20 protein-coding genes and 2 tRNA genes are annotated in these 24,967 nt (G+C 69.4%); 14 read left to right on the top strand and 8 right to left on the bottom strand.

The window, feature by feature from the left end; translation table 11 throughout:
• Positions 1-74 precede the first annotated feature (74 nt).
• Together AC07VX_RS13875 and AC07VX_RS13870 are read left to right on the top strand one after the other, a co-directional pair.
• Entirely contained in the window at positions 75-2,723 is a 2,649-nt protein-coding gene (locus AC07VX_RS13875; protein ID WP_493165309.1) for a TonB-dependent receptor, read from the top strand.
• Positions 2,724-2,779: 56 nt separating this feature from the next.
• Complete coding sequence (locus tag AC07VX_RS13870; RefSeq protein WP_493165308.1) at positions 2,780-3,340, top strand: DUF1439 domain-containing protein; 561 nt, start codon at positions 2,780-2,782, stop codon at positions 3,338-3,340.
• 44 nt (positions 3,341-3,384) lie between these two features.
• Here the strand turns inward: AC07VX_RS13870 and AC07VX_RS13865 are convergent.
• Positions 3,385-3,461: transfer RNA gene (locus tag AC07VX_RS13865), tRNA-Ile, on the bottom strand.
• A gap of 24 nt (positions 3,462-3,485) precedes the next feature.
• Positions 3,486-4,493, bottom strand: a complete 1,008-nt coding sequence (gene hrcA / locus AC07VX_RS13860) for a heat-inducible transcriptional repressor HrcA (RefSeq protein WP_493165307.1) — start codon at positions 4,491-4,493, stop codon at positions 3,486-3,488.
• Between the two features lie 67 nt (positions 4,494-4,560).
• Between hrcA and AC07VX_RS13855 the strand changes: the two genes are divergently transcribed.
• From AC07VX_RS13855 to AC07VX_RS13830, 6 genes are read left to right on the top strand one after another with little or no spacing between them, the layout of a single operon-like run.
• On the top strand, positions 4,561-5,427 hold the full coding sequence (locus AC07VX_RS13855; protein ID WP_493165306.1) for an NAD kinase: 867 nt from the start codon (positions 4,561-4,563) through the stop codon (positions 5,425-5,427).
• Positions 5,428-7,110, top strand: coding sequence for a DNA repair protein RecN (gene recN, locus AC07VX_RS13850; RefSeq protein ID WP_493165305.1), 1,683 nt, complete (start codon positions 5,428-5,430; stop codon positions 7,108-7,110).
• Positions 7,107-8,033, top strand: a complete 927-nt coding sequence (rapZ, locus tag AC07VX_RS13845) for an RNase adapter RapZ (RefSeq protein WP_493165304.1) — start codon at positions 7,107-7,109, stop codon at positions 8,031-8,033. The genes recN and rapZ overlap by 4 nt, the downstream gene beginning before the upstream one ends.
• 52 nt (positions 8,034-8,085) lie before the next feature.
• Positions 8,086-8,472, top strand: a complete 387-nt coding sequence (locus AC07VX_RS13840) for a BlaI/MecI/CopY family transcriptional regulator (RefSeq protein WP_493165303.1) — start codon at positions 8,086-8,088, stop codon at positions 8,470-8,472.
• Entirely contained in the window at positions 8,469-10,199 is a 1,731-nt protein-coding gene (locus tag AC07VX_RS13835) for a M56 family metallopeptidase (protein WP_493165302.1), read from the top strand. The genes AC07VX_RS13840 and AC07VX_RS13835 overlap by 4 nt, the downstream gene beginning before the upstream one ends.
• Before the next feature lie 2 nt (positions 10,200-10,201).
• Positions 10,202-11,329: an FAD-dependent oxidoreductase gene (locus AC07VX_RS13830; RefSeq protein WP_493165301.1), complete on the top strand. Its 1,128-nt coding sequence runs from the start codon at positions 10,202-10,204 to the stop codon at positions 11,327-11,329.
• Here AC07VX_RS13830 and AC07VX_RS13825 read toward each other — a convergent pair.
• The 4 genes from AC07VX_RS13825 to mutM all read right to left on the bottom strand — a co-directional run bounded on the left by AC07VX_RS13825 (position 11,326) and on the right by mutM (position 15,313).
• Positions 11,326-13,104, bottom strand: coding sequence for a methyl-accepting chemotaxis protein (locus tag AC07VX_RS13825; RefSeq protein WP_493165300.1), 1,779 nt, complete (start codon positions 13,102-13,104; stop codon positions 11,326-11,328). The two genes, AC07VX_RS13830 and AC07VX_RS13825, sit on opposite strands and share 4 nt — an antisense overlap.
• Positions 13,105-13,178: 74 nt before the next feature.
• Entirely contained in the window at positions 13,179-13,481 is a 303-nt protein-coding gene (locus AC07VX_RS13820; protein WP_493165299.1) for a hypothetical protein, read from the bottom strand.
• Positions 13,482-14,510, bottom strand: coding sequence for an A/G-specific adenine glycosylase (gene mutY / locus AC07VX_RS13815; protein ID WP_493165298.1), 1,029 nt, complete (start codon positions 14,508-14,510; stop codon positions 13,482-13,484).
• On the bottom strand, positions 14,495-15,313 hold the full coding sequence (gene mutM / locus AC07VX_RS13810) for a bifunctional DNA-formamidopyrimidine glycosylase/DNA-(apurinic or apyrimidinic site) lyase (protein WP_493165297.1): 819 nt from the start codon (positions 15,311-15,313) through the stop codon (positions 14,495-14,497). The genes mutY and mutM overlap by 16 nt, the downstream gene beginning before the upstream one ends.
• Before the next feature lie 41 nt (positions 15,314-15,354).
• On the opposite strand from mutM, the gene AC07VX_RS13805 reads away from it, so the two are divergent.
• The 6 genes from AC07VX_RS13805 to AC07VX_RS13780 all read left to right on the top strand — a co-directional run bounded on the left by AC07VX_RS13805 (position 15,355) and on the right by AC07VX_RS13780 (position 20,346).
• Positions 15,355-17,097 carry a tetratricopeptide repeat protein gene (locus tag AC07VX_RS13805; RefSeq protein WP_493165296.1) on the top strand — a complete coding sequence of 581 codons (1,743 nt, stop codon included), beginning with the start codon at positions 15,355-15,357 and terminating at the stop codon, positions 17,095-17,097.
• Positions 17,094-17,618: an outer membrane lipoprotein LolB gene (locus tag AC07VX_RS13800; protein WP_493165295.1), complete on the top strand. Its 525-nt coding sequence runs from the start codon at positions 17,094-17,096 to the stop codon at positions 17,616-17,618. The genes AC07VX_RS13805 and AC07VX_RS13800 overlap by 4 nt, the downstream gene beginning before the upstream one ends.
• Positions 17,602-18,495 (top strand): 4-(cytidine 5'-diphospho)-2-C-methyl-D-erythritol kinase, encoded by an 894-nt coding sequence (locus AC07VX_RS13795; RefSeq protein ID WP_493165294.1) that lies wholly within the window; start codon positions 17,602-17,604, stop codon positions 18,493-18,495. Before AC07VX_RS13800 ends, AC07VX_RS13795 begins: the two co-directional genes overlap by 17 nt.
• 40 nt (positions 18,496-18,535) lie before the next feature.
• A tRNA-Gln gene (locus AC07VX_RS13790) sits at positions 18,536-18,612 on the top strand.
• A 64-nt stretch (positions 18,613-18,676) separates the two neighbouring features.
• Positions 18,677-19,639, top strand: a complete 963-nt coding sequence (locus tag AC07VX_RS13785; protein WP_493165293.1) for a ribose-phosphate pyrophosphokinase — start codon at positions 18,677-18,679, stop codon at positions 19,637-19,639.
• Between the two features lie 80 nt (positions 19,640-19,719).
• Positions 19,720-20,346 carry a 50S ribosomal protein L25/general stress protein Ctc gene (locus AC07VX_RS13780; RefSeq protein ID WP_493165292.1) on the top strand — a complete coding sequence of 209 codons (627 nt, stop codon included), beginning with the start codon at positions 19,720-19,722 and terminating at the stop codon, positions 20,344-20,346.
• Between the two features lie 54 nt (positions 20,347-20,400).
• Here the strand turns inward: AC07VX_RS13780 and AC07VX_RS13775 are convergent, their stop codons facing one another.
• A complete protein-coding gene (locus tag AC07VX_RS13775; RefSeq protein WP_493165291.1) occupies positions 20,401-21,786 on the bottom strand; it encodes an efflux transporter outer membrane subunit in 1,386 nt (461 codons plus the stop codon).
• 4 nt (positions 21,787-21,790) lie between these two features.
• Complete coding sequence (locus tag AC07VX_RS13770; protein ID WP_493165290.1) at positions 21,791-24,898, bottom strand: multidrug efflux RND transporter permease subunit; 3,108 nt, start codon at positions 24,896-24,898, stop codon at positions 21,791-21,793.
• Between the last annotated feature and the right edge of the window lie 69 nt (positions 24,899-24,967).

The following is a 24,967-nucleotide window of genomic DNA, read 5'->3' as shown; positions in this document are numbered from 1 at the left end:
TGTAACCGCTCCGTACCATGGTTTTCAGTCGGCCCCGCAGAGGGCCGTCTTCACTAGAAAACCACGGAGACCCCATGCCGAAAACCCCCTTCACCCCGACCCGGCTCGCCCTGCTGCTGCAGGCCCTCATGCTGCTGCCGGCAACCGCCCAGACAGCCGCCCCATCGCCCCCCAATGACAGCGATGCCAGCAAGCTGGAGACGGTCGTCGTCAGCGGCATCCGCGCCTCGGTGCGCAAGGCACTGGACACCAAGGAGGCGTCCAACAGCATGGTCGAGGTCATCGCCTCCGAAGACATCGGCAAGCTGCCCGACACGACCATTGCCGAGTCGCTGGCCCGGCTGCCGGGCCTGTCCGCCGGCATCGACCGCGGCAATGCCAGCCAGATCGTCGCGCGTGGCCTGGGCCCGCGCTTCGTCGGCGCGACGCTGAACGGCCGCGAGTTCGCCTCCGCCGAACCCGACCGCGCGGTGCGCTTCGAGATGTTCCCGGCCGAGTCGGTGTCGGGCGCCACGGTCTACAAGACCCAGTCGGCCGAGATCGTCGAAGGCGGCATCGCCACCAGCATCGACCTGCAGACCGTCTCGCCTCTGGCCTGGCGCGAGCGCACCATCTCGCTGAAGGCCGACGCGCTGTACTACCAGCTCGGCAAGAGCATCCAGGGCGCCAAGAAATACGCACCCCGCCTGGGCGGCATCTACGTCGACCAGTTCGCCGACCGGACGCTGGGCGTGGCGCTGGCCTTCAGCTACTACGACCAGCCCTCGCTGGAGGATCGCGTCGACAACTGGGGCTTCAACGAGACCCACTCCGCCGACGTGACCGGCGACGGCAAGGTGGACAAGACGCCCTGGGGATTCCAGAACGGCGTCAAGAAGGGCACCGACAAGCGCTCCAGCCTGCTGGGCAAGGTCGAATACAAGCCCAGCCGCGACGTGGTCATCACCGGCGACGTCTACGCCGCGCGCTCCAACATCCTGGAGCCGACGCTGGTGCACGTGGAAGGCAATGTCGGCAACTGGGACGGCTGGCAGAGCGGCTCGTTCAGCAAGGTCACCACCGACGGCGGCTACGTGACCGGCGCGACGGTGTCCGGCGTGAACCTGGACAACCTAAACGCGCGCTGGAAGCAGAACATGCGCAACTTCGCGGCCGGCCTGAACGGCAAGTTCAAGCTCGACGACTGGCAACTGGACGCCGACCTCGCCCGCTCCACCGCAGGCCGCGACACGATGTGGACGGCCGTCCAGATGAGCATGATGCAGCCCGGCTCGGTGAGCTGGAGCTTTCCGCGTGACGGCTGGATGACCTACTCTTTCAGCAGCGACACCGGCAACCCGGCCAACTTCTCCACCAACGTCACCGAGCAATGGGGCCCGACCTATGTCGGCAAGCTGAACGACGCGCTGAACTCCCAGCAGTTCAACGCCAGCCGCGCCGTGAAGTGGGGCGACGTGACCAAGCTCAAGTTCGGCCTGCGCGCCACGCAGCGCGACAAGTCCTACGCCCAGACCTCCTGGAACTACGCCGGCGCCGCCACCATCCCGACCAGCGCCTTGCAACGCGTGACGGTCGCCGGCCGGCCTGACTTCATCGAGTTCGCCGAAGGCTTCGACAGCGCCGTGCCCAGGTATTTCGGCGCCGCCGCGCTCAACCCCGACGGCCGCAGCCCCACCACCAGCGACCTGGTGCAGAACAACTGGCGCGCCAAGGAAAGCAGCAGCGCCGCCTTCGCCCAGGCCGACCTGAACGGCAGCGTCTTCGGCGACCTGAGCTACCGCGGCAACGTCGGCCTGCGTGCCGTGCACACCAGCCAGACAGGCTTTGGGCTGGAGCAGGTCAACGGCGGCGCGCCCACGCCCGTGTCGGCAGGCACCAGTTACACCCGCTTCCTGCCCAGCCTCAACCTCATCCTCAACCTCGACCAGGACGACGTGAACCAGCTGCGCTTCGGCGTCTCGCGCGCCATGGCCCGCGCGCCGCTGGACGTGATGAACGCGGCCCACACCGTCAGCATCGATCCCAACGGCGTCAACCCGACGACGGTGTCGGGCGGCAATCCGCAACTCAAGCCCATGATGGCCAGCCAGGTCGACCTGACCTTGCAGCGCTACTTCGACAAGGACAGCCTCGTCTCCGTGGGCCTGTTCTACAAGAAGATCAGCGACTACATCGGCATCGCCTCGGTGGCCGGCAGCTTCAACGGCAAGACGGCCTACTACACACAGCAGGTGAACCGCGACGGCGGCATTGTGCAGGGCGTGGAGTTGGTCTACCAGCAGGCCTTCACCAAGCTGCCCGCGCCGTGGAACAGCCTGGGCCTGATGGCCAACTACACCTACAGCGACAGCAACATCAAGGAAAACGGCGACCGCAGCGGCGGCAGCTTCACGCCAATCGCCACCAACGGCCTGATGAAGAGCAACGGCGGCCTGACCCTCTGGTATGCCCGCAACGGCTTCGAGGCCCGCCTGGCGGCCAACCACCACTCGGCCTACAACCGTGCGCCGACCTGGGACTCCACGGCCTTCCAGTTGAACGGCGCCGAGACCTGGGTGTCGGCCAACGTGTCGCAGCAGGTCACCGCGCAGCTGCAGTTGCGCTTGGGCGTCGAGAACGCGACCAACCAGCGCGTCACCTACACCGACCCGCTCAACCCCTGGCACCAGACCAACTTCCAGTTCGGTCGGCGCTTCAACGTCGGGCTGACTTACAAGCTGTAGGACACGGCGGGGGCGACGGTCCGCCCAGCCGGGCGGCAAGGCGTTAGCCTTGCGCCATGCCCCGCCGCCTCGCCGCCCTTGCCGCCGCCCTGCTCGCCGCCGCCGCCCTGACCACGTGCACGGCCCTGAGCGGCCTCGCTGGCGGTCATCTCGACGTCGAGCAGGCCGAGCTGCAGGCTCGCATCGCGCTGCGTTTCCCGACGCAGCACTGCAAGATCGTCATCGCCTGCCTGGAGCTCGCCAATCCCGTCGTCGTGCTGACCGAGGGCGAAGACCGCATCGGCCTCACGGCCGACGCCAGGATCAGCCTGGGCACACGTGAACGCACAGGCCGCGTCGGCTTCTCAGGCCGGCCAAGGTACGCGCCCGTCGAAGGTCAGCTCTTCTTGGACGACATCCAGATCACGACACTGGCGTTCGCCGGCATCCCCGAGGAGTACGCCGCCCTCGTGAAGCTGCGCGGGCCGGCGCTGATCAACAGCCGCCTGCAGGCGCATCCGGTCTACACGCTCGACACCAACACAGCCAAGGGCGCGCTGGCCAAGCGTGTCGTGCAGGACGTACGGGTGGTCAACGGCAAGCTGAGGATCAGCTTCGTACCGGCGGCGAGCCAGTAGGAGCAGGCGCTTCCTCAGGGGCCAGACCTCTGCCTGGAGGAAGTTGGTAGGCCGTATTGGACTTGAACCAATGACCAAAGGATTATGAGTCCTCTGCTCTGACCAACTGAGCTAACGGCCCCCGGTTGGAAGGCGCGGATTCTAGTCAGCGCTGGGACAGCGCCTGCCCCACCATCCGCGACGTGATGTCGACGATCTGGATCATTCGGTCGTAGGCCATGCGCGTGGGGCCGATGACGCCCAGCGTGCCAACCACCTGGCCGTCGACCTCGTAGGGCGCCGACACGATGGACAGTTCCTCGTACGGCACGACCTGGCTCTCGCCGCCGATGTAGATGCGCACGCCTTCGGCGCGGCTGGAGGTGTCCAGCAGGCGCATGAGCTGGGTCTTCTGCTCGAAGAGATCGAACAGGCGGCGCAGGCTGCCCATGTCGTGGCTGAAGTCCTGCACGGTCAGCAGGTTGCGCTCGCCAGACACGATGACCTGCTCGTCCTGCTGCGCCATGGCCTCGCTGCCCACCTGCACGGCGGCGCTCATCAGGCCGGCGATCTCGCCGCGCAGCGCGTCCACCTCATGGCGCAGGCGCTCGCGCACGGCTTCGAGCGTGAGGCCGGCGTAGCCGGCGTTGAGCCGGTTGCTGGCCTCAGCCAGTTCGCCCTGGCTCAGGTCCTGGGCGGTGAAGATGACGCGGTTCTGCACGTCGCCGTCCGGCGACACGAGGATGACGAGCACCCGGCGCTCGCCCAGGCGCAGGAATTCGATGTGGTGGAAGACGCTGGGCTTCTTGGGCGACGTGACGACGCCGACGAAGCTCGACAGGTTGGACAGCATCTGCGCCGCGCTGGCGATGACGCGCTGGGGCTGGTCGGGCTGCAGCTGTGCCGTTTCAACGCCGATGAGGCCGGGCTGGGCCGTCAGCATGGTGTCGACGAAGAGCCGGTAGCCGCGCGCCGTCGGAATGCGGCCGGCGCTGGTGTGGGGGCTGGCAATGAGACCCAGCTCCTCCAGGTCGGCCATGACGTTGCGGATGGTCGCGGGGCTGAGCTCCAGGCCCGAGGCCTTGGACAGCGTGCGCGAGCCGACCGGCTGGCCGTCGGCGATATAGCGTTCGACCAGGGTTTTCAGCAGGGATTTGGAGCGCTCGTCGAGCATGGCGCCATTCTAAGAACACCCCCGTTCCTCCCAGGAGAGGCGATACCCCTGTGGTGTAATTTGCCGCATGGCCGAGCGCTTCAGACATGTCGCCATCGTGGGCAAGCATCAGGCGCCGGGCATCAAGCCGGTGCTGGAGGAAATCGCCCAGTTCCTGTGCGGCAGCGGGCTCGAGGTTTCCCTCGAAGCCGACACGGCCCTGAACACCGGCCTCACGGGTTACGACGCCCTCTCGCACGATCAACTCGGCCGCGTCTGCGATCTGGCCGTCGTCGTCGGCGGTGACGGCACGATGCTGGGCTTTGCCCGCGAGATGGCGCCCTACGGAATTCCGCTGCTGGGCATCAACCAGGGGCGGCTGGGCTTCATCACGGACATCCCGATCGAGCGCTGGCGTGAGTCGCTGGCGCCGGTGCTGGCAGGCGACTACGAGGTCGAACCGCGCGCGATGCTGGAAGGCGCCGTGTGGCGCGACGGCGAATCCATCTTTTCCGGCCTGGCGCTGAACGACGTGGTCGTCAGCCGCGGCGCGACGGCCGGCATGGTGGAACTGAAGATCGAGGTGGGCGAGCAGTTCGTTGCCAACATGCGGGCCGACGGCCTCATCGTCGCCTCGCCCACCGGCTCCACGGCCTACGCGCTATCGGCCGGCGGCCCGCTGATGCACCCGAGCATCGCCGGCTGGCTGATCGTGCCGATTGCGCCGCACACCCTGTCCAACCGGCCCATCGTGCTGCCCGACCTGGGCGAGGTGCGCCTTGAGATCGTGGCCGGCCGCGATGCCTCGGTGAACTTCGACATGCAAAGCCTCGCAAGCCTGCTGCACGGCGACACCATCACCGTGCGCCGCAGCCAGCACCAGGTCCGTTTCCTGCACCCCAAGGGCTGGAGTTATTACGCGACCCTGCGTCGCAAACTGCGTTGGTATGTCTAGATGCTGCGGCACCTGAGCCTCAAGGATTTCGTCATCGTTCCCGCGCTGGAGCTCGACTTCGAGCCCGGCTTTGCCGTGTTGACCGGCGAGACCGGCGCCGGCAAGTCCATCCTCATCGATGCGCTACAGCTGGCCCTGGGCGGACGCGGCGACGCCGGCGTGGTGCGCGAGGGCGCGGCCAAGGCCGAGATCTGCGCCGAGTTCGACGCGCCGGCGCATCTGCGCGCCTGGCTGGACGAGGCCGGCTTCGAAACCGACGACACGCTGCTGCTGCGACGCGTCATCGACGCCGCGGGCAAGAGCCGCGCCTGGATCAACGGCGGCGCCGCCACGCTGACGCAATTGCGCGAGCTGGCCGACCACCTGCTCGACATCCACGGCCAGCATGCCTGGCAGGGCCTGACCCGCCCTGCCGCGGTGCGCGAGCTGCTGGACGGCTTCGCCGGCCTGGACACCGCGCCGCTGGCCCGCGCCCACACCGCCTGGAAGCAGGCCGCGGAGGCCCTGCAGAAGGCCCGGGGCCAGCAGGCCGATGCACTGCGCGAGCGCGAACGACTGGCCTGGCAGATCGGCGAACTGGACGGTCTGGCGCCCGGCGAGGGCGAGTGGGAGGAGCTGAACGCCGAACACGAGCGCCTGTCCCACGGCCAGTCCCTCATCGACGCGGCCAAGTCGGCGCTGGATGCGCTGGACGAGGCCGAACCCAGCGCCCAGTCGCTGGCCGGTGGCGCGCTGGACCAGCTCGAACGCGTGCTCGATCACGACGGCCGCCTGCTGCCCGCCGTGCAGGCGCTGCGCGATGTGCAGGCCCAGTTGCAGGACGCCAGCCACACCTTGTCGGCCTACCTGCACAAGGCCGACCTCGACCCGGCCCGCCTGGCCGAACTGGACGAGCGCGTGTCGGCCTGGATGACGCTGGCGCGCCGCTACCGGCGCCAGCCCCAGGAACTGCCGGCCCTGCTGGCTCAGTGGCGGGCCGAACTGGCCGCGCTCGACGCCGCCAGCGACCCCGCCCAGCTCGAAGCCGCGCTCGCTGCGGCGCGCCAGGCCTTCGATGCCGAGGCGCAGGCCGCCAGCCGTGCGCGCGGCAAGGCCGCGCCCCAGCTCGCCTCGGCCGTCACCGCGGCGATGCAGCAGCTGGGCATGGCCGGCGGCCAGTTCGGCATCGCGCTGAACCCGACCGACGGCCCGCAGAGCTTCGGCGTCGAGTCCGCCGAATTTCTCGTCGCCGGCCATGCCGGCAGCACGCCGCGGCCGCTGGCCAAGGTGGCGTCGGGTGGCGAACTGTCGCGCATCGCGCTGGCCATCGCCGTCACCGCCAGCCAGGCCGACTCCGGCAACGCCCCCGGCACGCTGATCTTTGACGAGATCGACGTCGGCATCGGCGGCGCCGTGGCCGAAACCGTGGGGCGCCTCATGAAGCAGCTCGGGCGCGAGCGCCAGGTCATGGCCGTCACCCACCTGCCCCAGGTGGCCGCCTGCGCCGACCGCCATCTCGTCGTTGCCAAGGCCTTGCAGGGCAAGAGCACCGTCAGCTCCGTCAGCCCGGTGGCTGGTGAGGCTCGGGTGGCCGAGATCGCCCGCATGCTGGGCGGCGAACGCCTGTCTTCCACCAGCCTCGCGCACGCGCAGGAAATGCTGGATGCGTCCACCGCCATCAAACCGCGCAAGGCCAGGTCATGAGCCTGGACGCTGATCTGCAGGGTGACGTGGTGCTGCTAACCGGCATGTCCGGCGGCGGCAAGTCCGTCGCCATGCATGCGCTGGAGGACGCCGGCTACTTCTGCGTCGACAACCTGCCCGCCGAGCTGCTGCTGGACTTCCTGAGGCTGGAGCAGCAGCGGGGCGAGCGCCGCGTCGCCATCGCGGTGGACGTGCGCTCGGCCAGCTCGCTGCCGCTGCTGCTGCCGCTGATCAAGGAGCTGCGCGCCACGGGCGTGGCCGTGCGCTCGGTCTTCCTGGACGCGAGCAACGACGCGTTGATGCGCCGCTTCTCCGAGACGCGCCGCCCCCACCCGCTGCGCGAAGACCGCGACACCGAACGCACGACCGCTTTCGGTACGCTGGACCGCACCGCCGAGGAAAGCCACCGCCTGCTGCTGGACGCCATCAAGCTGGAGCGCGAGCTGCTCGGCGGACTGAAGGCCGAATCCACGGTCATCGACACCAGCCAGCTGCGCCCGGCTCAGCTGCGCGCTTGGCTGGCCGACCTCGTCGGGCCCAACGCCGGGTCCAAGCTGACGCTGGTGTTCGAGAGCTTTGCCTTCAAGCACGGCGTGCCCAGCGATGCGGACTTCGTCTTCGACGTGCGCGTGCTGCCCAACCCCTACTACGACCGCGAGCTGCGCCCGCTGACCGGCCGCGACGCGCCGGTGGCCGCCTACCTCGCGGCGCAGCCGGAGGTCGGGCTGATGATGGGCCAGATCGCCGGCTTCCTGTCGCGCTGGCTGCCCAACTTCGCGGCCGACCAGCGCAGCTACCTCACGGTAGCTATCGGCTGCACCGGCGGTCAGCACCGCTCGGTCTATCTCGTCGAGATGCTGGCGCGCCAGTTCGGCCACCATGGCCACGTGCTGAAGCGCCACCGCGAACTGGACGCCCGCTAGATTCAGAACAATTGTTCTAGACATCACGTTCTAGAACGATTATTCTGAATCTATGCCATCGACACCCACCGTCAAACCGACCGCTGCCGAGCTGGACCTGCTTCAGGTGCTGTGGCGCCTCGGCCCGGCCGACGCCAAGGCCGTGCATGAAGCCCTGCTGCCCGACCGCCCCGACGCGAGCTACGCCACCGTGCTGCGCCAGTTGCAGGTCATGCACGGCAAGGGCCTGCTGAGCCGCGACGAGCGCCAGCGCCCGCACCTCTACGCGCCACTTCAGGCCCAGGACAAGCTGCAGCAGTCCCTCGTTCGCGACTTCATCGCCAAGGCCTTTGCCGGCTCTGGCAAGGCCCTGGTGCTGGCCGCGCTGAAGAGCCACGTCAGCGCCAAGGAACGCGCCGAGATCCGCCAGCTGCTAGGCAGGATCGGAGATGAAGCATGAGCCTGGATATTGCCGTGATGGCCTGGGGCTGGGCCCTCGTGAACTTCGTCTGGCAGGGGGCCGTCGTCGGTGCCGCCGCCGCCCTGCTGCTGGCGCTGATGCGCGGCGCGTCGGCGCGCTGGCGCTATGTCGTCTGCGCGGCAGGCCTGGGCCTGTGCCTGTGCCTGCCGCTGGCGCAATGCCTGGACCTCGCACCGGCCGAGGCCGAATTCATCGGCGAACTTCCGCCTCTGGCCGAGCAGATGCCGGCCCTGGTCACGGCCTGGGCGCTGGGCACGGCACTGATGCTGACCCGGCTGGCGCTTGGCCTGGCATGGATCGCCCGGGCACGGCGGCGCAGCACGCCGGCCCCGGCCGAGTGGCAGACCCGCCTGGACGCCCTGGCCCGCCGCCTCGGCCTGAAGCGCGCCGTGCCGCTGCGCCTGCTGCCCGGGCTCGCCGGCCCGATCGCGCTCGGCCTGCTCAGGCCCTGCGTGCTGCTGCCGGCCGCGCTGCTGAGCCGCCTGCCGGTGGACCTGCTCGAAGCGCTGCTGGCCCATGAGCTGGCCCATGTGCGGCGCTGGGACTACCTCGCCAACCTGCTGCAGAGCGCCGTCGAGGCCCTGCTCTTCTTCCACCCCGTCGTCTGGTGGCTGTCCTCGCGCATGCGTGCCGAGCGGGAGCTGGTGGCCGACGAGATCTCCGCCGAGCTGCTAGGCGATTCCCGCCGTCTGGCCCTGGCCCTGCATGCCCTTTCAGAACTGGACCCACCCCACATGACCCCTGCCCTCGCCCAGGCCGCCCGCGGCGGCGACCTGCTCGCCCGCATCGAGCACCTGCTCGCTCCCCGCCCCCGGGCCACCGGCTGGAAGCTGGCCCTGCCGGCCCTGCTGATCGCCGCCACCAGCTTCGTCGTGCAGGCCAGGACCAAGGACGCCCCGCCCCCGCCCGACACGCCCGCGCCGGCAGTGGCCGCCCCTGCCGAGGCTGCGCCGGCCCAGCAGCTGCGCCTGCCGGTGAACGCCAAGCATGTAGTCGTCATCGACGACGCGACCGGCAAGGTGCTGATGGCGCGCGACGCCGATGCCGTCGTGCCCATCGCCTCGCTGACCAAGCTGCTGACAGCCATGGTGGTGCTGGACGCCAGGTTGGACCCGAACGAGAAGCTGCGCATCACGAACGACGACGTCGACACTCTCAAGCACAGCCGCTCGCGCGTGCGCGTCGGCACGCAGATGAGCCGGCTGGCGGCACTGGAGATGGCGCTGATGGAGAGCGAGAACCGCGCGGCCGCCGCGCTGGCGCGCACCTTCCCCGGCGGCGAGGCCGGTTTCGTCAAGGCCATGCAAGCCAAGATCCACGCGCTAGGCCTGAAGCGCACGGCCATCACCGACCCGACCGGCCTGTCGCCGGCCAACACGTCGACGGCGACGGAGATGGCCGCCATCACGTCTGCCGCGGCGCGCTACGGCGAGATCGAGCGCATCACCAGCGTCAAGAAGGCCCAGGTGCCGGTCGACGGCCGGCCGCGCGAGATTCGCAACACCAACCGCCTCGTCGGCACCAAGGGCTGGGACATCCGCGTCTCCAAGACCGGCTACACCGAGGAGGCCGGCCGTTGCCTGGCCATGCGCATCCTGAACGGCAAGCGCCCGGTCACCGTCGTGCTGCTGGACGCCGACGGCTCGGCCCAGCGCCTGCGCGACGCGGCGCTGATCCGCAAGTCGCTGGCCCGCCAGGCCTCCTGACCATGCAGCGCCGCCATCTGCTTGTGGCAGGCAGCGCCGCGCTCGCCCTGCCAGCGCGGGCCCTGGACTTCGCCCCGCCCCGAGCACCTGCGGCGATGCGCATCAGCGTCGACCGCATCATCGATATCGCCGTCGGCATCCGCCCCTTCCGCACGCAAGGCCCGCGCATCGAGGCCGAGCGGCGTTTCGGCAAGGCGCTGGTCCATCACTACGGCCATGGTGGCAGCGGCTGGTCGCTGTCCTGGGGCTCGGCGCAGCGGGCGCTGGCGCTGGTACAGGCCAGTGGTGCCAAGCCGGGCGAGCGCATCGCCGTCATCGGCTGCGGCGCCATCGGCCTGACGACGGCGCGCACCGCCCAGCAGGCCGGCTACAAGGTGCGCCTCTACGCCAAGGACAGGCCGCCGCGCGTGTACTCCTCGGCCGCAACGGGGCTGTGGACGCCGGACTCGCGCATCGTCACGAGCGCGCATGCCGACGAGGCCTGGGCGGCCGGTTGGGAAGCGATGGCGAGGGCCTCCTTCAAGGTGCACCAGAGCTATCTCGGCCTGCCCTCGGGGCCGGTCGAATGGCATGACGGCTTCGTCGTCGCCGACGAGGATTTCGGCCAGCCGCTGCCAGGCCATGTCGGCGAGCCGGACTACCCCGACCTGGCCTCGCGCATTGCCGACCTGCGGCCGCAGGGCAAGGCGCTGGCGGCCGGCGAGCACCCCTTCCGCACGCCGCACGCGCGCCGCTTCACCCAGCTCGTCTTCAACATCCCGGCCTACCAGCGCCTGCTGCTGGACGACTTCGCGCGCGACGGCGGCGAACTGGTGCAGCGCGAGTTCCACCGGCCGCCCGACTTCGCCCGACTGCCCGAGAGGCTGATCGTCAACTGCATGGGCGACGGTGCGCGCACGCTGCTGGCCGACGCCGACATGACGCCGGTGCGCGGCCAGACGGCCCGCCTCGTTCCCCAGCCGGAGGTGGATTACGCGGTGATCTACCGCGGCCGGAACGTCGTGGCCCTGCCGCGGCGAGATGGCCTGCTCGTGGCCGCCATGGGCGAGCATGACTTCGGCAGCGACGACCTGCGGCCCGACCGCGCCCATTCCGAGGACGCGGTGCAGCGTCTCGCCAGCCTGTTTTAGAAGGTCTCCCAGTCGCCCTCGGCGGCGCCCGACGGCACCGAGGGCGCGGGCGCAGCGGGCGGCCTGGGCGCCTGGGCCGCAACCACCGGCGCGGGACGGGGCGCAGCGGCCGCCGCCGACTTGACCGCGGGCCTGGGCACCGCAGCCTTGGGCGCCATGGCCGGCCGCGGCGCCAGCCTGGGCGCGCTGCGCGGCGCGGCGGGCGCGGCAGACGAATCGACGCGGAAGGCTGCCACGGCTTCCGTCAACCTGGTCGTCTGCATGCGCATGCTCTCGGCCGCAGCGGCCGTCTGCTCCACCAGCGCGGCGTTCTGCTGGGTGGCCTGGTCGAGCTGGCTGACGGCAGCGTTGATCTGCCCGACGCCCTCGCTCTGCTCGCGGCTGGACACGGTGATCTCGCCGACGAGGTCGGTCACCTTGCGCACCTCGCTGACCATCTGGCCGATGGTTTCGCGCGCCGCCAGCACCTGAGCGCTGCCACCCTCCACCTTGGTGACGCTGTCGCCGATCAGGCTCTTGATCTCCTTGGCTGCCTCCGCGCTGCGGTGCGCAAGCAGGCGCACCTCACCGGCCACGACGGCAAAGCCTCGCCCCTGCTCGCCGGCCCGCGCGGCTTCCACCGCGGCGTTCAGGGCCAGGATGTTGGTCTGAAAGGCGATGCCGTCGATGGTGCCGATGATGTCGGAGATCTTGCGGCTGGACGCCGAGATGGCGTCCATGGTCGTGACGACCTCGCCCACCGCTGCGCCGCCTGCGCCGGCCACCTCGGAGGCATGGTTGGCGAGCTGGTCGGCCTGGCGCGCGTTGTCTGCATTGGCCCTGATCTGGGCGGCCATCTGCTCGACCGACGCAGCCGTCTGCTCCAGGCTGGAGGCCTGGCTCTCGGTGCGCGCCGAGAGGTCGGCATTGCCCTGCGCGATTTCGGCGGCGGCGACGTTGAGCTGGTCGCAGCCCTGGCGCACGCCGGACACCATGCGCGCGAGGTTCTGCGTCATCTCGTCCAGCATGGTCAGCAGCTGGCCGAGCTCGTCGCGCGAGCTGCTATGCAGGCGCTGGGTCAGGTCGCCGCCCGCGACGGCCTTGACGGCCGCGGAGGCGCGCTGCACGGGGCCGGTGATGGAACGCGTGATGGCGATGGCGGCCAGCACGCCGATGACGAGGGCCCCGACGGAGGCGATCGCAAAGATCCACAGCACGCGGCGGTAGGCGGCCTCGGCGGCCTCTGTCGTCGCGCCGGAGAGCTTCTCGTTGTAGTCCCACCACTTGTTCAGGTTCTGGCGCAGCGGCAAGAAGCTGCTGCGCACGGCCGTGGTGCTCATCTCGCGGGCCGCGGTGCCCTGGGTCGGGTCAGCCGCGCTTTCCTCCGAAGCCTTGAGGACTTTCTCCTGTCCCGAGAAATACGCCTCGGCACCTTCGCGCACCGTCTTCAGCAGCGCGCGATCCTCGTCATCGGCCGCCAGCAGTTCGTAGTCCTTCAGGCGCTGGCGCACATCGTCCCGCGCCTTGGCGATCTGGGCTCCGAGATCTTTCTTCTGCTTGTCGTCGTCGGTGAGGATGTGCTGCTGTTCGAGCCGCCGCGAGTCGGAGACGGCACCGTCGAGCTGATGAATGATGCGCAGCGAAGGCAGGATGTTTTCGGGGTAGTACTCGGCGTAGTGGTTGATGGACCGGGTCAACAACGCCCCCACGCCCGACATCGCCAGCATCAGCGCCAGCAGGACGACGAAGGCAAGGCCCAGGCGCGCACCGACACGCAGATTCTTCAAGGCATCCACGGCTATCCCCTCTAGTTGTTCTGGGGACTTTGCCCTTTCCGACCCGGCCAGGCAATGCGCTCAAGTGCGCAGTGTCAGCTTTCCGCCGCGTCCGACTCGCTCAGCAGCACGGCCAGCAATACCGCGGTGCCCACCGGCATGAAGACGACGATGGCGATGAGCCAGGGCCAGAAGCTGCGGCCCGTGCGGCGCACCAGTTGCATCATGAAGACGCAGTGCATGGTGCCGGCGATGACGAGGCCCAGCCCGGCGAGCGCAAGCTGGGCGGCCGGCGGCTCGCCGACCTGGGTGCTGCTGACGAGCTGCCACAGGCATAGCCCGGCCACAAGCAGGGCGATCACCGCATACTCGATGCCGTTCTTGATGTGTGCCTGCATTCAGCTTTCCTCGATCAACTTTTTCAGCGGCGCCGGCAGCGCATAGCCGACGAGTTTCTCTCGCGCGACCCAGGTTCCGCCAGGCGTATTTCCCTCGGTCGCCTCGGCCCGCATCGTGTGCAGCACCCAGTCGAAATGCGTCAGCGCATGCTGGATGCGCGGCAGCGTCTCCAGCCGGGCGCCTGGCAGGGCCGCGCGGGCGCTGGCCTCGTCGTCGAACATCGGCAGCGTCCACAGCCCGGCCCATACGCCGGTGGCCGGCCGCTGCTGCAGCAAGACCTGGCCCCCGGCCTCGCCCGGCCTCTCCAGCCACAGCCACCAGTTCTCGCGCCGGCCACGCTTGAGCTTTTTCGTCTTGACCGGGTAGCGCGTCGGGTCGCCCGCCTGCTGGCCAAGGCACATCGGCTGCACGGGGCACAGCAGGCAGTCCGGCGAACGCGTGGCGCAGACGCTCGCCCCCAGGTCCATCAGCCCCTGGGTGTATCGGTCGACGTCGCGGTCGGGCAGCAGTTCGGTGGCGCGGTCCCAGAGCCGCTTCTCGGCGGCGCTGCTGGCCAGGTCGCCGTCGAACGCCAGCACGCGGCTGAGCACGCGCTTGACGTTGCCGTCCAGGATGGCCACGCGCTCGCCGAAGCAAAAGGCCGCGATGGCCGCCGCCGTGGAGCGGCCGATGCCGGGCAGGGTCTGCAGGCCGGCAGCCGTGGGCGGGAATTCACCGCCATGCAGCTCGGCCACGGCCTTGGCGCAGGCGTGCAGATTGCGCGCGCGGCTGTAGTAGCCCAGGCCAGCCCACTGCGCCAGCACCTCGTCCAGCGAGGCCGCAGCCAGGTCGGTGACGCGGGGCCAGCGCGCCAGGAAGCGCTCGTAGTAGCCCAGCACCGTCGTGACCTGGGTCTGCTGCAGCATGACCTCCGACAGCCAGACGCGGTAGGGGTCCTGCGTGTTCTGCCAGGGCAGCGTGTTGCGCCCGTGGCGGCGCTGCCAGGCGACGATGGTCTTGCCGAAGTCAGGGATCAGCGTTTCTGGCATGAGGGGCAGAAGAAGGTGGAACGCTGGCCCTGCACGATGCGGCGGACGGGCGCGCGGCAGCGCAGGCAGGCTTGGCCCTCGCGTCCATAGACCTGCGCCTGCATCTGGAAGCTGCCGGCCACGCCATGGGCGTCGCGGAAGTCGCGCAGTGTGGTGCCGCCGGCCTCCAGGGCCTGGCCGAGCACCTGGCGCACAGCGGCGGCCAGCCTGTCGGCGCGCGGGCGGCTGAGCTTGCCCGCGGGCAGGCGCGGGTCGATGCCGGCCATGAACAGTGCCTCGCAGGCGTAGATGTTGCCGGCGCCCACGACGATGTCGCCGGCCAGCAGGGCCTGCTTGATGGCCACGCGCCGGCCGCTCAGGCGCGCGTGCAGGTGCAGGCCGTCGAAGCGCTCGTCGAAGGGCTCCAGGCCCAGGCCGCCCAGCAGCGTCGCCACCGGTTCGGCCTCCAGCGCCGCGGCCCAGACGACGGCGCCGAAGCGGCGCGGATCAGTCAGCCGCAGCAGGCCGCGGTCGGTGTGCAGGTCGAAATGGTCATGCGCACCGGCCGCCGGCGTCGTGTCGAGGAAGGCCAGCGACCCCGACATGCCCAGGTGCAGCAGCAGGCCGCCCGAGCTCTCCAGGGGCAGCCACAAATATTTACCCCTTCTTTGCACGCTGCCGACGCGGCTGCCGAGCAGGGATTCGGGGTCCACGCCGAGGGGCCAGCGCAGCGGTTTACCCAGGCGCAGGCCGGTCACCCGGGCTCCCTGGATGGCACCGGCAAAGCTGCGGCGCGTGACTTCGACTTCGGGCAACTCGGGCATGGGGCGGAAATCATAATCAGGCCCTGCCCTCCGGAGTTCGAATGCCCCTGCCCCACCGTCGCGTGATCGCCGCCGCCCTGCTGGCGGTCGCCCTGCATGCCCACGCGGAAGACGATGCCGCCACCACCGCGCCCGCCGAAGCGCCGGTGAACTCGGCCATGGATGCGCCGCTGTTCTATCAACTGTTGATCGGCGAGGTGGAGCTGCAGAACGGCCAGGCCGGCGTCGCCTTCCAGGTGCTGCTGGACGCCGCGCGGCGCACGGCCGACGAGGAGTTGTTCAAGCGCGTCGTCAACATCGCCATCCAGGCCCGGGCCGGCGACCAGGCCCTGCTGGCCGCGCGTGCCTGGGCGGAGACCGTGCCGACGTCGACCGATGCACTGCAGAGCGTCGTGCAGCTGCTGTCCCTGATGAACAGGCCGGCCGAGGTGGCGCAGCCGCTGACGATGCTGCTGCGCATTGCGCCCGCGCCGCAGCGTCCCGGCTTCATGCTGGCGCTGCCGCGCCTGTTCCAGCGCTCGCCCGATCCCAAGTCCGTGCTTGCCGCGCTCGGCCCGGTACTGCAGGCCCAGACCGGACCGCTCAGGCCGGCCGCCCTCTACACGGAGGCCCGCCTGTCCATCAACGCCGGCGAAAACGCGCGCGCGCTGGCGCTGACCCGCGAGCTCGACCAGCTCGCACCCGACGGCGACGATGCGCTGCAACTCGCCGTCGACCTCATGCCCGCAGAGCCGCAGGCCGAGCGCCTGATCGCCGCACGCCTGCAGCACAAGCCCGACCAGCACGCGCTGCGCCAGGCCTACGCCCGGGCGCTGATCCAGGCCCAGCGCCCGGCCGAGGCCGCACGGGAATTCCGCCTGCTGACCGAGGCCACACCCGACAACCCCGCACCCTGGCTGGCGCTGGGTGCCATCGAGCTGGAACTCAAGCACCCGGCCGCGGCTGAAACGGCGCTGCGCGAAGGCCTGAAGCGCCTGGATACGCCGGCCGCCGGCACCGACGCGGAGATCAAGGCGCGCGCTGACGGCCGTCGCCAGGCCTGGCTGATGCTGTCCCAAGCCGCAGAACAACGCGGCGACCTCAAGGCCGCCGAGGCGGCGCTGCAGAAGCTCGACAGCAGCACCCTCGATGTGCGCTACCGCCGCGCTGGCCTGCTGGCCAGGCAGGGCAAGCTGGCAGAGGGGCGCAAGCTGCTGCAACCGGCTGCCGACGCGAGCGACACAGACGCCCGCGCCGCCCTGCTGGCCGAAGCCCAGCTGATGCGCGACCGGCGCGACTATGCCGCCTCGCTCGGCGTGCTGAAGACTGCAACGGCCCGCTTCAGCGGCGACCCGGACCTGATCTACGAGCAGGCCATGATGACCGAGAAGATCGGCAAGTTCGACGAGATGGAGTCGCTGCTGCGCAAGGTCATCGAGCTCAAGCCCGACTATCACCATGCCTACAACGCGCTGGGCTATTCGCTGGCCGAACGCAACCTGCGACTGCCCGAGGCCAAGCAGCTCATCGAACAAGCCTTGAAGCTCGCGCCGGGCGAGCCCTTCATCGTCGACAGCCTGGGCTGGGTCGAGTTCCGCCTGGGCAACCTGGCCGAAGCCGCCAAGCTGCTGCGCCAGGCCCACACCGGCCGACCCGACGCCGAGATCGCCGCCCACCTCGGCGAGGTGCTTTGGGCCAGCGGCGACAAGGACGAGGCGCGCCGCGTGCTCGCCGAGGCCGCCCAGCGCGACCCCGACAACGAGGCGCTGCGCGAGACACTGGACCGCCTGAAGGTCAAGCCTTGAGGCTCGCGGCTCTCTTACTGGCGCTGGCCCTCGTCGGCTGCGCGCAGTTGCAGAAGGCTGCACCATCCGTCGACGAAGCTCGGCTCAGCGGCCGCATCAGCGTCACGGTGGCCGGAGACGTCCACAATCGCGGCACCGGCGGCGCGGCCAGCTTCGAACTCTTCGGCGGCCCCGACGCCGGCCGGCTGGAGCTGACCACGCCGCTGGGCTCGCTGGTGGCCCGCGCGAACTGGCGGCCGGGCCTGGTCACGCTGCAGACACCCAGCGACGAGCGCCGCTTCGACGATCTCGACGCGCTGACCCGCGAGTTGCTCGGCGAACCCGTACCCGTGGCTGCGCTGTTCGACTGGCTCAATGCCCGCCCCTGGCCGGCCGCTCCGCACCGGAAGACGGCCAGCGGCTTCGAGCAGCTCGGCTGGCGCATCGAGCCCAGGCTGCCCGCCCTCGTCGCCACGCGACTGGCCGACCCGGTCGTCACGCTGCGCGCCAAGCTGGATGGAGGCGATGAAGGCAATCCATGACCTGGCCGCACCGGCCAAGCTGAACCTCTTCTTGCACGTCGTCGGCAAACGCGCCGACGGCTACCACCTGCTGCAGTCGGTCTTCGTGCTGATCGACTGGGCAGACACCCTGCATGTCGAGACCCGCGCCGATGGCCGGCTGGCCCGGCACGACGTGCTGGGCGGGGACCTGCCCGCCGACGACCTGTGCCTGCGCGCAGCCCGGCTGCTGCAGGCCGAGGCAGGTTGCACGCTGGGCGCCGACATCCACCTCGAAAAGCGCCTGCCTGCCGGCGCCGGCATGGGCGGCGGCTCGTCGGACGCAGCCACGACACTGCTGGCGCTGAACCGGCTATGGGATCTGCGCCTACCACTGGAGCGGCTGATGGAGCTGGGCCTCAGGCTCGGCGCGGACGTGCCCTTCTTCCTCGGGGGCGAGCCGGCATTCGTCGAGGGCATCGGCGAGATCCTGCACCCTCTCGCTCTGCCCGAGCAACGCTTCGCCGTCATCAAGGGGCCGGCCGGACTGGCGACCAAGGACATCTTTTCGAGCGAACTCTTGGCAAGGTCTGAAAACTTGGCTATAGTCGCGGGCTTTCCTGCCACGGCAAGAACTGCTGAAGACTTGGTAAATGGCTTTGGTCGCAACGACCTCCAGCCGGCAGCCTTAGAAATCAGCGGTGAAGTGCGAGAAGCGTTGCATCAGTTGTCCGAAGTGTTCGGCAACGCCCGGATGACGGGTTCAGGTGCAGCGGTCTTTGCGCGACTCGCCGTGGACGGAAAAGATGGCAAGGACGACCAGTCCCTGGCGACATTGCTGAAGGCCAGGCCTTCAGGATGGACCGGTCGAATCTGCCGCAGTCTGGCTCAACACCCGCTCGCGGGCTGGGCTGACTGATCAAGGTTGTAGGGTGCAGCAGCTCTGCTGTGTCCTGTGTAGGGGAGTCGCCAAGTTGGTCAAGGCATCGGATTTTGATTCCGACATGCGAGGGTTCGAGTCCTTCCTCCCCTGCCAAATTTCTGTTTTTCGCTGAACCGGCTCGGCGCTCAGCGAGCCACTGATACCCCAGAGGCTCCCAGTGCTGCTCAACACGGTTCTCTTCACCGGCAATGCGAACCCGGTTCTCTCCCAGGAAATCGCAACCCATCTCGGCCTCGAGCTGGGCAAGGCGGTCGTCGGCCGCTTCTCGGACGGTGAAGTCACCGTCGAGATCCAGCAGAACGTACGCGCCCGCGACGTCTTCGTCGTGCAGCCCACCTGCGCGCCGACGAACGAGAACCTGATGGAGCTGCTGATCATGGTGGACGCGCTAAAGCGCGCCAGCGCCCGCCGCATCACCGCCGTGATTCCCTACTTCGGCTATGCCCGCCAGGACCGCCGCCCGCGCTCCACCCGCGTGCCCATCTCGGCCAAGGTCGTCGCCAACCTGCTGGAAACCGTCGGCGTCGAGCGCGTGCTGACGATGGACCTGCACGCCGACCAGATCCAGGGCTTCTTCGACATTCCGGTCGACAATATCTACGCCTCGCCCGTGCTGCTGTCGGACCTGAAGGCCCGCAACTACAGCGAACTGGTCGTCGTGTCGCCGGACGTCGGCGGCGTCGTGCGCGCCCGCGCCCTGGCCAAGCAGCTGGGCTGCGACCTGGCCATCATCGACAAGCGCCGCCCGGCCGCCAACGTGTCCGAGGTGATGCATGTCATCGGCGAGATCGAAGGCCGCAACTGCGTGATCATGGACGACATGATCGACACCGCCGGCACCCTCGTGAAGGCGGCCGAGGTGCTGAAGGCGCGCGGCGCCAAGAGCGTCTTCGCCTACTGCACCCACCCCATCCTGTCGGGCCCGGCGATCGAGCGCATCGCCGGCTCGCAGCTGGACGAGGTCGTCATCACCAACACCATTCCGCTGACCGACGCGGCCAAGGCATGCAAGAAGATCCGCCAGCTGTCGGTGGCCTTCCTGTTCGCCGAGACCATCCGCCGCATCTCTGACGGCGAGTCGGTCACCTCTCTCTTCTCCGAGCAGAACAACAACTTCTGATCGGGAATTCGTCGCCGTCGAAAGACGGCTTTTTCACGGTGCCTGGTCGCGGGCGCCGTTTCTCTTTTTGGAGATAAACCATGAAGTTCGTCGCTTTTGAGCGCAAGCTGCAGGGGACCGGAGCGAGCCGCCGCCTGCGTATCGCCGGCAAGGTGCCCGGTATCGTTTTCGGTGCCGGTGAGCCCGTCATGATCGAGCTCGATCACAACGCGCTGTTCCACGCCCTGAAGAAGGAAGCCTTCCACAGCTCGCTGCTGGACATGGAGCTGAACGGCGCCTCGACGCAAGTGCTGCTGCGTGACTTCCAGATGCACCCCTACAAGCCGCAAGTCCTGCACTGCGACTTCCAGCGCGTGGACGGCACGACCAAGATCACGAAGAAGGTGCCCCTGCACTTCATCGGCGAAGAGACCTCCGTGGCCGTCAAGACCGACCACTGCACGGTCAACCACGTCGTCACCGAGCTGCTGATCACCTGCCTGGCCCAGCAACTGCCCGAGTTCATCGAGGTGGACCTGTCCGGCCTGACCAAGGGTCACTCGCTGCACGTCAACGACATCAAGCTGCCGGAAGGCATCAAGGTCGTCACCCACGGCAAGCCCAACCCCGTCATCGCGACGCCGGTCGAGCCCAAGGCCGAGGAAGTCATCGTCGCCGCCGCCCCGGCCGCCGACGACGGCAAGGGCAAGAAGAAGGGCAAGAAGTAATTCTTGTCTGGCTTCAGGCCAACGACGAAGGGCTCCGCAAGGAGCCCTTTTTCGTTACTGCGGCGGCAGGCGGCCGCCCAGGTTCTTCAGCAACACGTTGGCCGCGACGAGCTGACGGTTGCGTGACGTGAGCAGGTTGCCCTCGGCCGACAGCGCCGAGCTCTGCGCGGCGCTGACGTTCAGATAGCTGACCGTGCCGGCGCGGTACTGATCCAGCACGATCTGCAGGTTGCGGCTGGCCGCCTCGAAGGCGTCGCGCTGCAGCGCCAGCGCGGCGCCGGACTCGGCAAACTGCACGAGGTTGTCCTCCACCTCCTGGAAGGCCGTCAGCACCGCCTGGCGGTAGTTGGCCGTCGCCACGTCGGCCGAGGCACGAGCCTGGGCACTCGCAAGCTGGCGCTGGCCGCCATCGAAGATCGGCGCCGCCACGGCCGCGCCCAGCGACCAGGCCAGATTCGGTGCCGACACCAGGTTGGACCAGGACGAGCCCCGATAACCCGCGCTGGCCGACAGGTCGACCGACGGGAAGAAGGCCGCGTCGGCGATGCCGATCTGGGCATAGGCCGCCGTCTGACGAGCCCGCGCTGCGGCAATGTCCGGCCGCTGGGCCAGCAGCGTCGAGGGCAGCAGGTCGGGCACCGGCGGCAGCTCGGGCAGCCTTGAGCTGGGTAACAACCGGAACTGCCCCGGCAGCTTGCCGAGCTGCGTCGCAATGGCGTGCTCCAGCTGGGCGCGCTCGGTGCGCATCTCGGCGAGCTGGGACTGCGCGCTGCGCAGCTGGGTGCGTGCCTGCAGCACGTCCGTCTGCGCGACGACACCGCCGGCATAGCGCACCTCGGTCAGCTCCAGCGCACGCTGGTTGGCGGCGGCCGTGCGCTCCAGCAGCGCCTGCTGGGCTTCTGCGGTGCGCAGCGCGAAGTAGTTCTGCGTCAGCGTGGCCTGTGCCGACAGGCGCAGCGCGGCCAGGTCGGCCTGGCTGGCCTGGTAGCTCGCGCCCGCGGCCTTCACGCCCTCGGCCAGCCGGCCCCAGAGGTCGAGCTCCCAGGCTGCGTTGGCGGTCAGCGAGTCGGTCGTCGACGTCGTGCGCTTGCCGCCGCTCTCGCTGGCCGAGCGTGTCGTGCCGGCGCCGATCGACAGCGTCGGGAAGATCACCGACTGGCTGGCGCCCAGCACCGCGCGGGCCGAACGCACCTGGGCCAGCGCGGCCGCGAGGTTCTGGTTGCCGACGACAAGATCGGCCTGCAGGCTGTCCAGCACCGGGTCCTTGAACATCGTCCACCAGGCCTCGGGAACGGCGACCTCGGACGCGGCGCGCTGCCATTGCGCCGAGCCCTGGAAGGCGGCGGGCGGTGCGGGCTCGGCGGGCGGGCGCTGCGAAGTCACGGCGCAGCCGGCCAGCAGCAGGGCGGCGGTCAGGGGAGCAAAGGCGGTCTTCGGCATGGCTTCAGGTCGCGGTCTGGAGAACGGCTGCAGGCGCCAGCGCGCGCTTCCTGCGGCTAAGGCGGTCCATGCAGCAGAACACGACGGGCGTGGTGTAGAGGGTCAGCAGCTGGCTCAGCAGCAGGCCACCGACGATGGAAATGCCCAGCGGCACGCGCAGCTCGGCGCCTTCGCCGTGGCCCAGGGCCAGCGGCACGGCGCCGAAGACGGCGGCCACCGTCGTCATCAGGATGGGCCGCAGCCGCAGCAGCGCCGCACGGTAGATGGCCGCCCCCGCGCCCAGGCGGCGGCCACGCTCGGCCGCCTCGCGCTGCGCCGAGATGGCGAAGTCCAGCATCATGATGGCGTTCTTCTTCACGATGCCGATCAAGAGGATCACGCCGATCAGCGCAATGATGGTGAAGTCGGTCTTGAAGGCCATCAGCGCCAGCAGCGCGCCGACGCCGGCCGAGGGCAGCGTCGAAAGAATCGTGATCGGGTGGATGAGGCTCTCGTAGAGCATGCCCAGCACGAGGTAAATGGTGACGATGGCCGCAAGGATGAGCAGCGGCTGGGATTTGAGCGAGGCCTGGAAGGCCTGGGCCGTGCCCTGGAAGCTGCCGCGCACCGACACCGGCGCTCCGCTGCCGGCGACGGCGTCGTTGATGGCCGCAACGGCATCCGACAAGGACACGCCCTCGGCCAGGTTGAAGCTGATGGTGCTGGCCGGCGTGCCGCTCTGGTGGTTGACCGACAGCGGCGTGCTGGTCGTCTCCACGCGCGCCACGGCCGACAGAGGCACCTGCTGGCCGCTGCTGCGGGTCAGCATCAGCCGGTCCAGGGTCTGCGGGCTTTGCAGCCACTCGGGCGCCAGCTCCATGACGACGCGGTACTGGTTCAGCGGGTTGTAGATGACGCCCACCTGGCGCTGGCCGAAGGCGTTGTTCAGCGCGGCGTCCACGGCGCTCATCGTCAGGCCCAGGCGCGCCAGCGCGTCGCGGTCGACGACCAGCGAGGTCTGCGTGCCCTTGTCCTGCTGGTCGGTGTTGACGTCGGTGATCTCGGGCACCTCGGTCAGCGCGCGGCGGATGCGCGGCTCCCAGGTGCGCAGGTCGGCCAGATCGTCGGCCTGCAGCGTGTACTGCCAGGACGCGTTGGACTGCCGGCCGCCGATGCGGATGTCCTGCACGGGCGCGAGGAACATATTGGCCCCCGGCACCTTGGCCAGCTTGCCGCGCAGGCGGTTGATGACGTCGTCCACCGTCTCCTCGCGCTCCTTGCGGGGCTTGAGGCTGATGAACATATTGGCGCTGTTGCGCTGGCCGCCGCCGGTGAAGCCGGTCACGTTGGCCACGGCCGGGTCGGCGCGCACGATGTCGTGGAAGGTGCGCAGCTTGCCCTGCATGGACTGGAAGGAGCTGGCCTGGTCGGCCTGCACGCCGCCGATCATCAGCCCGGTGTCCTGCTGCGGGAAGAAGCCCTTGGGGATGGTCATGTAGAGGTGCACGTTCAGCGCGACGACGCCGGCCAGCGCCAGCAGCGCCAGGGGCTGGTGGCGCAGCGTCCAGCGCAGCGAGCGGCGGTAGCCGCGCAGCAGGCCGCGCTGCAAGGCCGCAAAGACACGGCCGATGCGGCCCGGGGGCTTCGCCGCCGTGTGCGGCTTGAGCAGCGTAGCGGCCATCATGGGCGTGGTGGTCAGCGACACCACCATGGACACCAGGATGGCCACCGACAGCACGACGGCGAACTCGCGGAACAGCCGCCCGACGATGCCGCCCATGGCCAGGATGGGAATGAAGACGGCGATCAGGCTCAGCGAGATCGAGACGACGGTGAAGCCGATCTCGCGCGCTCCGCGCAGTGCCGCCTCGCGCGGCGGCACGCCACGCTCGATGTGGCGCGAGATGTTTTCCAGCACGACGATGGCGTCGTCGACGACGAAGCCCGTCGCGACGGTCATGGCCATCAGCGACAGGTTGTCGATGCTGTAGCCCAGCAGGTACATCGCGCCGAAGGTGCCGGCCAGCGACACCGGCACGGCCACGGCCGGCAGCAGCGCCGCACGGAAGCGCCGCAGGAAGACGAAGACGACGACGATGACCAGGCCGAAGGCGATCACCAGCGTGCGCTGCACTTCCACGATGCTGCCGCGAATGGTGGCCGTGCGGTCCATGACGACGTCGACGTTGATGGCCGGCGAGATGGAGGCGCGCAGCTGCGGCAGCAGGCCGCGCACGGTGTCCACGGTCTGGATGATGTTAGCCGACGGCGCCTTGTTGAGAATGAGCAGCACCGCCTTGCGACCGTTGGCCAGTCCGTCGTTGCGCACGTCCTGCACGCTGTCCTGGATGTCGGCCACGTCGCCCAGGCGCACGGCGGCGCCATTGCGGTAGCTCAGCACCAGGGGCATGTAGTCGCTGGCCTGGCGCGCCTGGTCGTTGGCGCCGATCTGCCAGCTGCGGCCACCGTCTTCCAGCACACCCTTGGGCCGGTTCGCATTCGTCGCAACCACGGCCGCCCTGACCTGCTCCAGCGCGATGCCCTGCGCAGACAGCTTGTTGGGATCCAGCTCGATGCGCACGGCCGGCAGCGCGCCGCCGCCCACCGTCACCTGGCCCACGCCATCCACCTGCGCCAGCCGCTGAGCGAGCACGGTGGACGCGGCGTCGTACATCTGGCCGCGCGTCAGCGTGTCCGACGTCAGCGCCACGATCATGATGGGCGCGTCGGCCGGGTTGACCTTGCGGTAGGTCGGGTTGCTGGGCATGCCCGTGGGCAGCAGGGCGCGCGAGGCGTTGATGCCGGCCTGCACCTCGCGCGCGGCGGCGTCGATGCTGCGGCTCATGTCGAACTGCAGCGTCACGCGCGCGCTGCCCAGGGACGACGACGACGTGATCTCCGTGACGCCGGCGATGCTGCCCAGCGTGCGCTCCAGCGGCGTGGCGACCGTGGCGGCCATGGTGTCGGGGCTGGCGCCGGGGAGGGAGGCGCTGACCGAGATGGTCGGGAACTCCACCTGCGGCAGCGGCGCGATGGGCAGCAGCAGGTAGGCGATCGCCCCGGCCAGCGCGATGCCGATGGTGATCAGCGCCGTGCCGATGGGGCGCTCGATGAAGACGCGCGACAGGTTCACGCGGCCTCCTGCCGGGCCGCCCCAAAGGAGGACGAGCCCCCTCGGGGTGCAGCGAGCAACGCGCACGTC

The sequence above is a fragment of the Roseateles sp. GW821-FHT03B02 genome (genome assembly GCF_059421025.1).
Note: the sequence above shows the minus strand (reverse complement) of the source record. Positions and strands in the feature narration are given on the sequence as shown.

What these genes read in the sequence shown, in the direction of transcription:
- mutY (WP_493165298.1), bottom strand. Translation starts at nt 14,510, where the DNA reads ATGCCAGAAACGCTGATCCCTGACTTCGGCAAGACCATCGTCGCCTGG.
- AC07VX_RS13870 (WP_493165308.1), top strand. Translation starts at nt 2,780, where the DNA reads ATGCCCCGCCGCCTCGCCGCCCTTGCCGCCGCCCTGCTCGCCGCCGCC.
- AC07VX_RS13795 (WP_493165294.1), top strand. Translation starts at nt 17,602, where the DNA reads ATGAAGGCAATCCATGACCTGGCCGCACCGGCCAAGCTGAACCTCTTC.
- mutM (WP_493165297.1), bottom strand. Translation starts at nt 15,313, where the DNA reads ATGCCCGAGTTGCCCGAAGTCGAAGTCACGCGCCGCAGCTTTGCCGGT.
- AC07VX_RS13855 (WP_493165306.1), top strand. Translation starts at nt 4,561, where the DNA reads ATGGCCGAGCGCTTCAGACATGTCGCCATCGTGGGCAAGCATCAGGCG.
- rapZ (WP_493165304.1), top strand. Translation starts at nt 7,107, where the DNA reads ATGAGCCTGGACGCTGATCTGCAGGGTGACGTGGTGCTGCTAACCGGC.
- AC07VX_RS13820 (WP_493165299.1), bottom strand. Translation starts at nt 13,481, where the DNA reads ATGCAGGCACACATCAAGAACGGCATCGAGTATGCGGTGATCGCCCTG.
- hrcA (WP_493165307.1), bottom strand. Translation starts at nt 4,493, where the DNA reads ATGCTCGACGAGCGCTCCAAATCCCTGCTGAAAACCCTGGTCGAACGC.
- AC07VX_RS13775 (WP_493165291.1), bottom strand. Translation starts at nt 21,786, where the DNA reads ATGCCGAAGACCGCCTTTGCTCCCCTGACCGCCGCCCTGCTGCTGGCC.
- AC07VX_RS13780 (WP_493165292.1), top strand. Translation starts at nt 19,720, where the DNA reads ATGAAGTTCGTCGCTTTTGAGCGCAAGCTGCAGGGGACCGGAGCGAGC.
- AC07VX_RS13805 (WP_493165296.1), top strand. Translation starts at nt 15,355, where the DNA reads ATGCCCCTGCCCCACCGTCGCGTGATCGCCGCCGCCCTGCTGGCGGTC.
- AC07VX_RS13875 (WP_493165309.1), top strand. Translation starts at nt 75, where the DNA reads ATGCCGAAAACCCCCTTCACCCCGACCCGGCTCGCCCTGCTGCTGCAG.
- AC07VX_RS13835 (WP_493165302.1), top strand. Translation starts at nt 8,469, where the DNA reads ATGAGCCTGGATATTGCCGTGATGGCCTGGGGCTGGGCCCTCGTGAAC.
- AC07VX_RS13840 (WP_493165303.1), top strand. Translation starts at nt 8,086, where the DNA reads ATGCCATCGACACCCACCGTCAAACCGACCGCTGCCGAGCTGGACCTG.
- recN (WP_493165305.1), top strand. Translation starts at nt 5,428, where the DNA reads ATGCTGCGGCACCTGAGCCTCAAGGATTTCGTCATCGTTCCCGCGCTG.
- AC07VX_RS13830 (WP_493165301.1), top strand. Translation starts at nt 10,202, where the DNA reads ATGCAGCGCCGCCATCTGCTTGTGGCAGGCAGCGCCGCGCTCGCCCTG.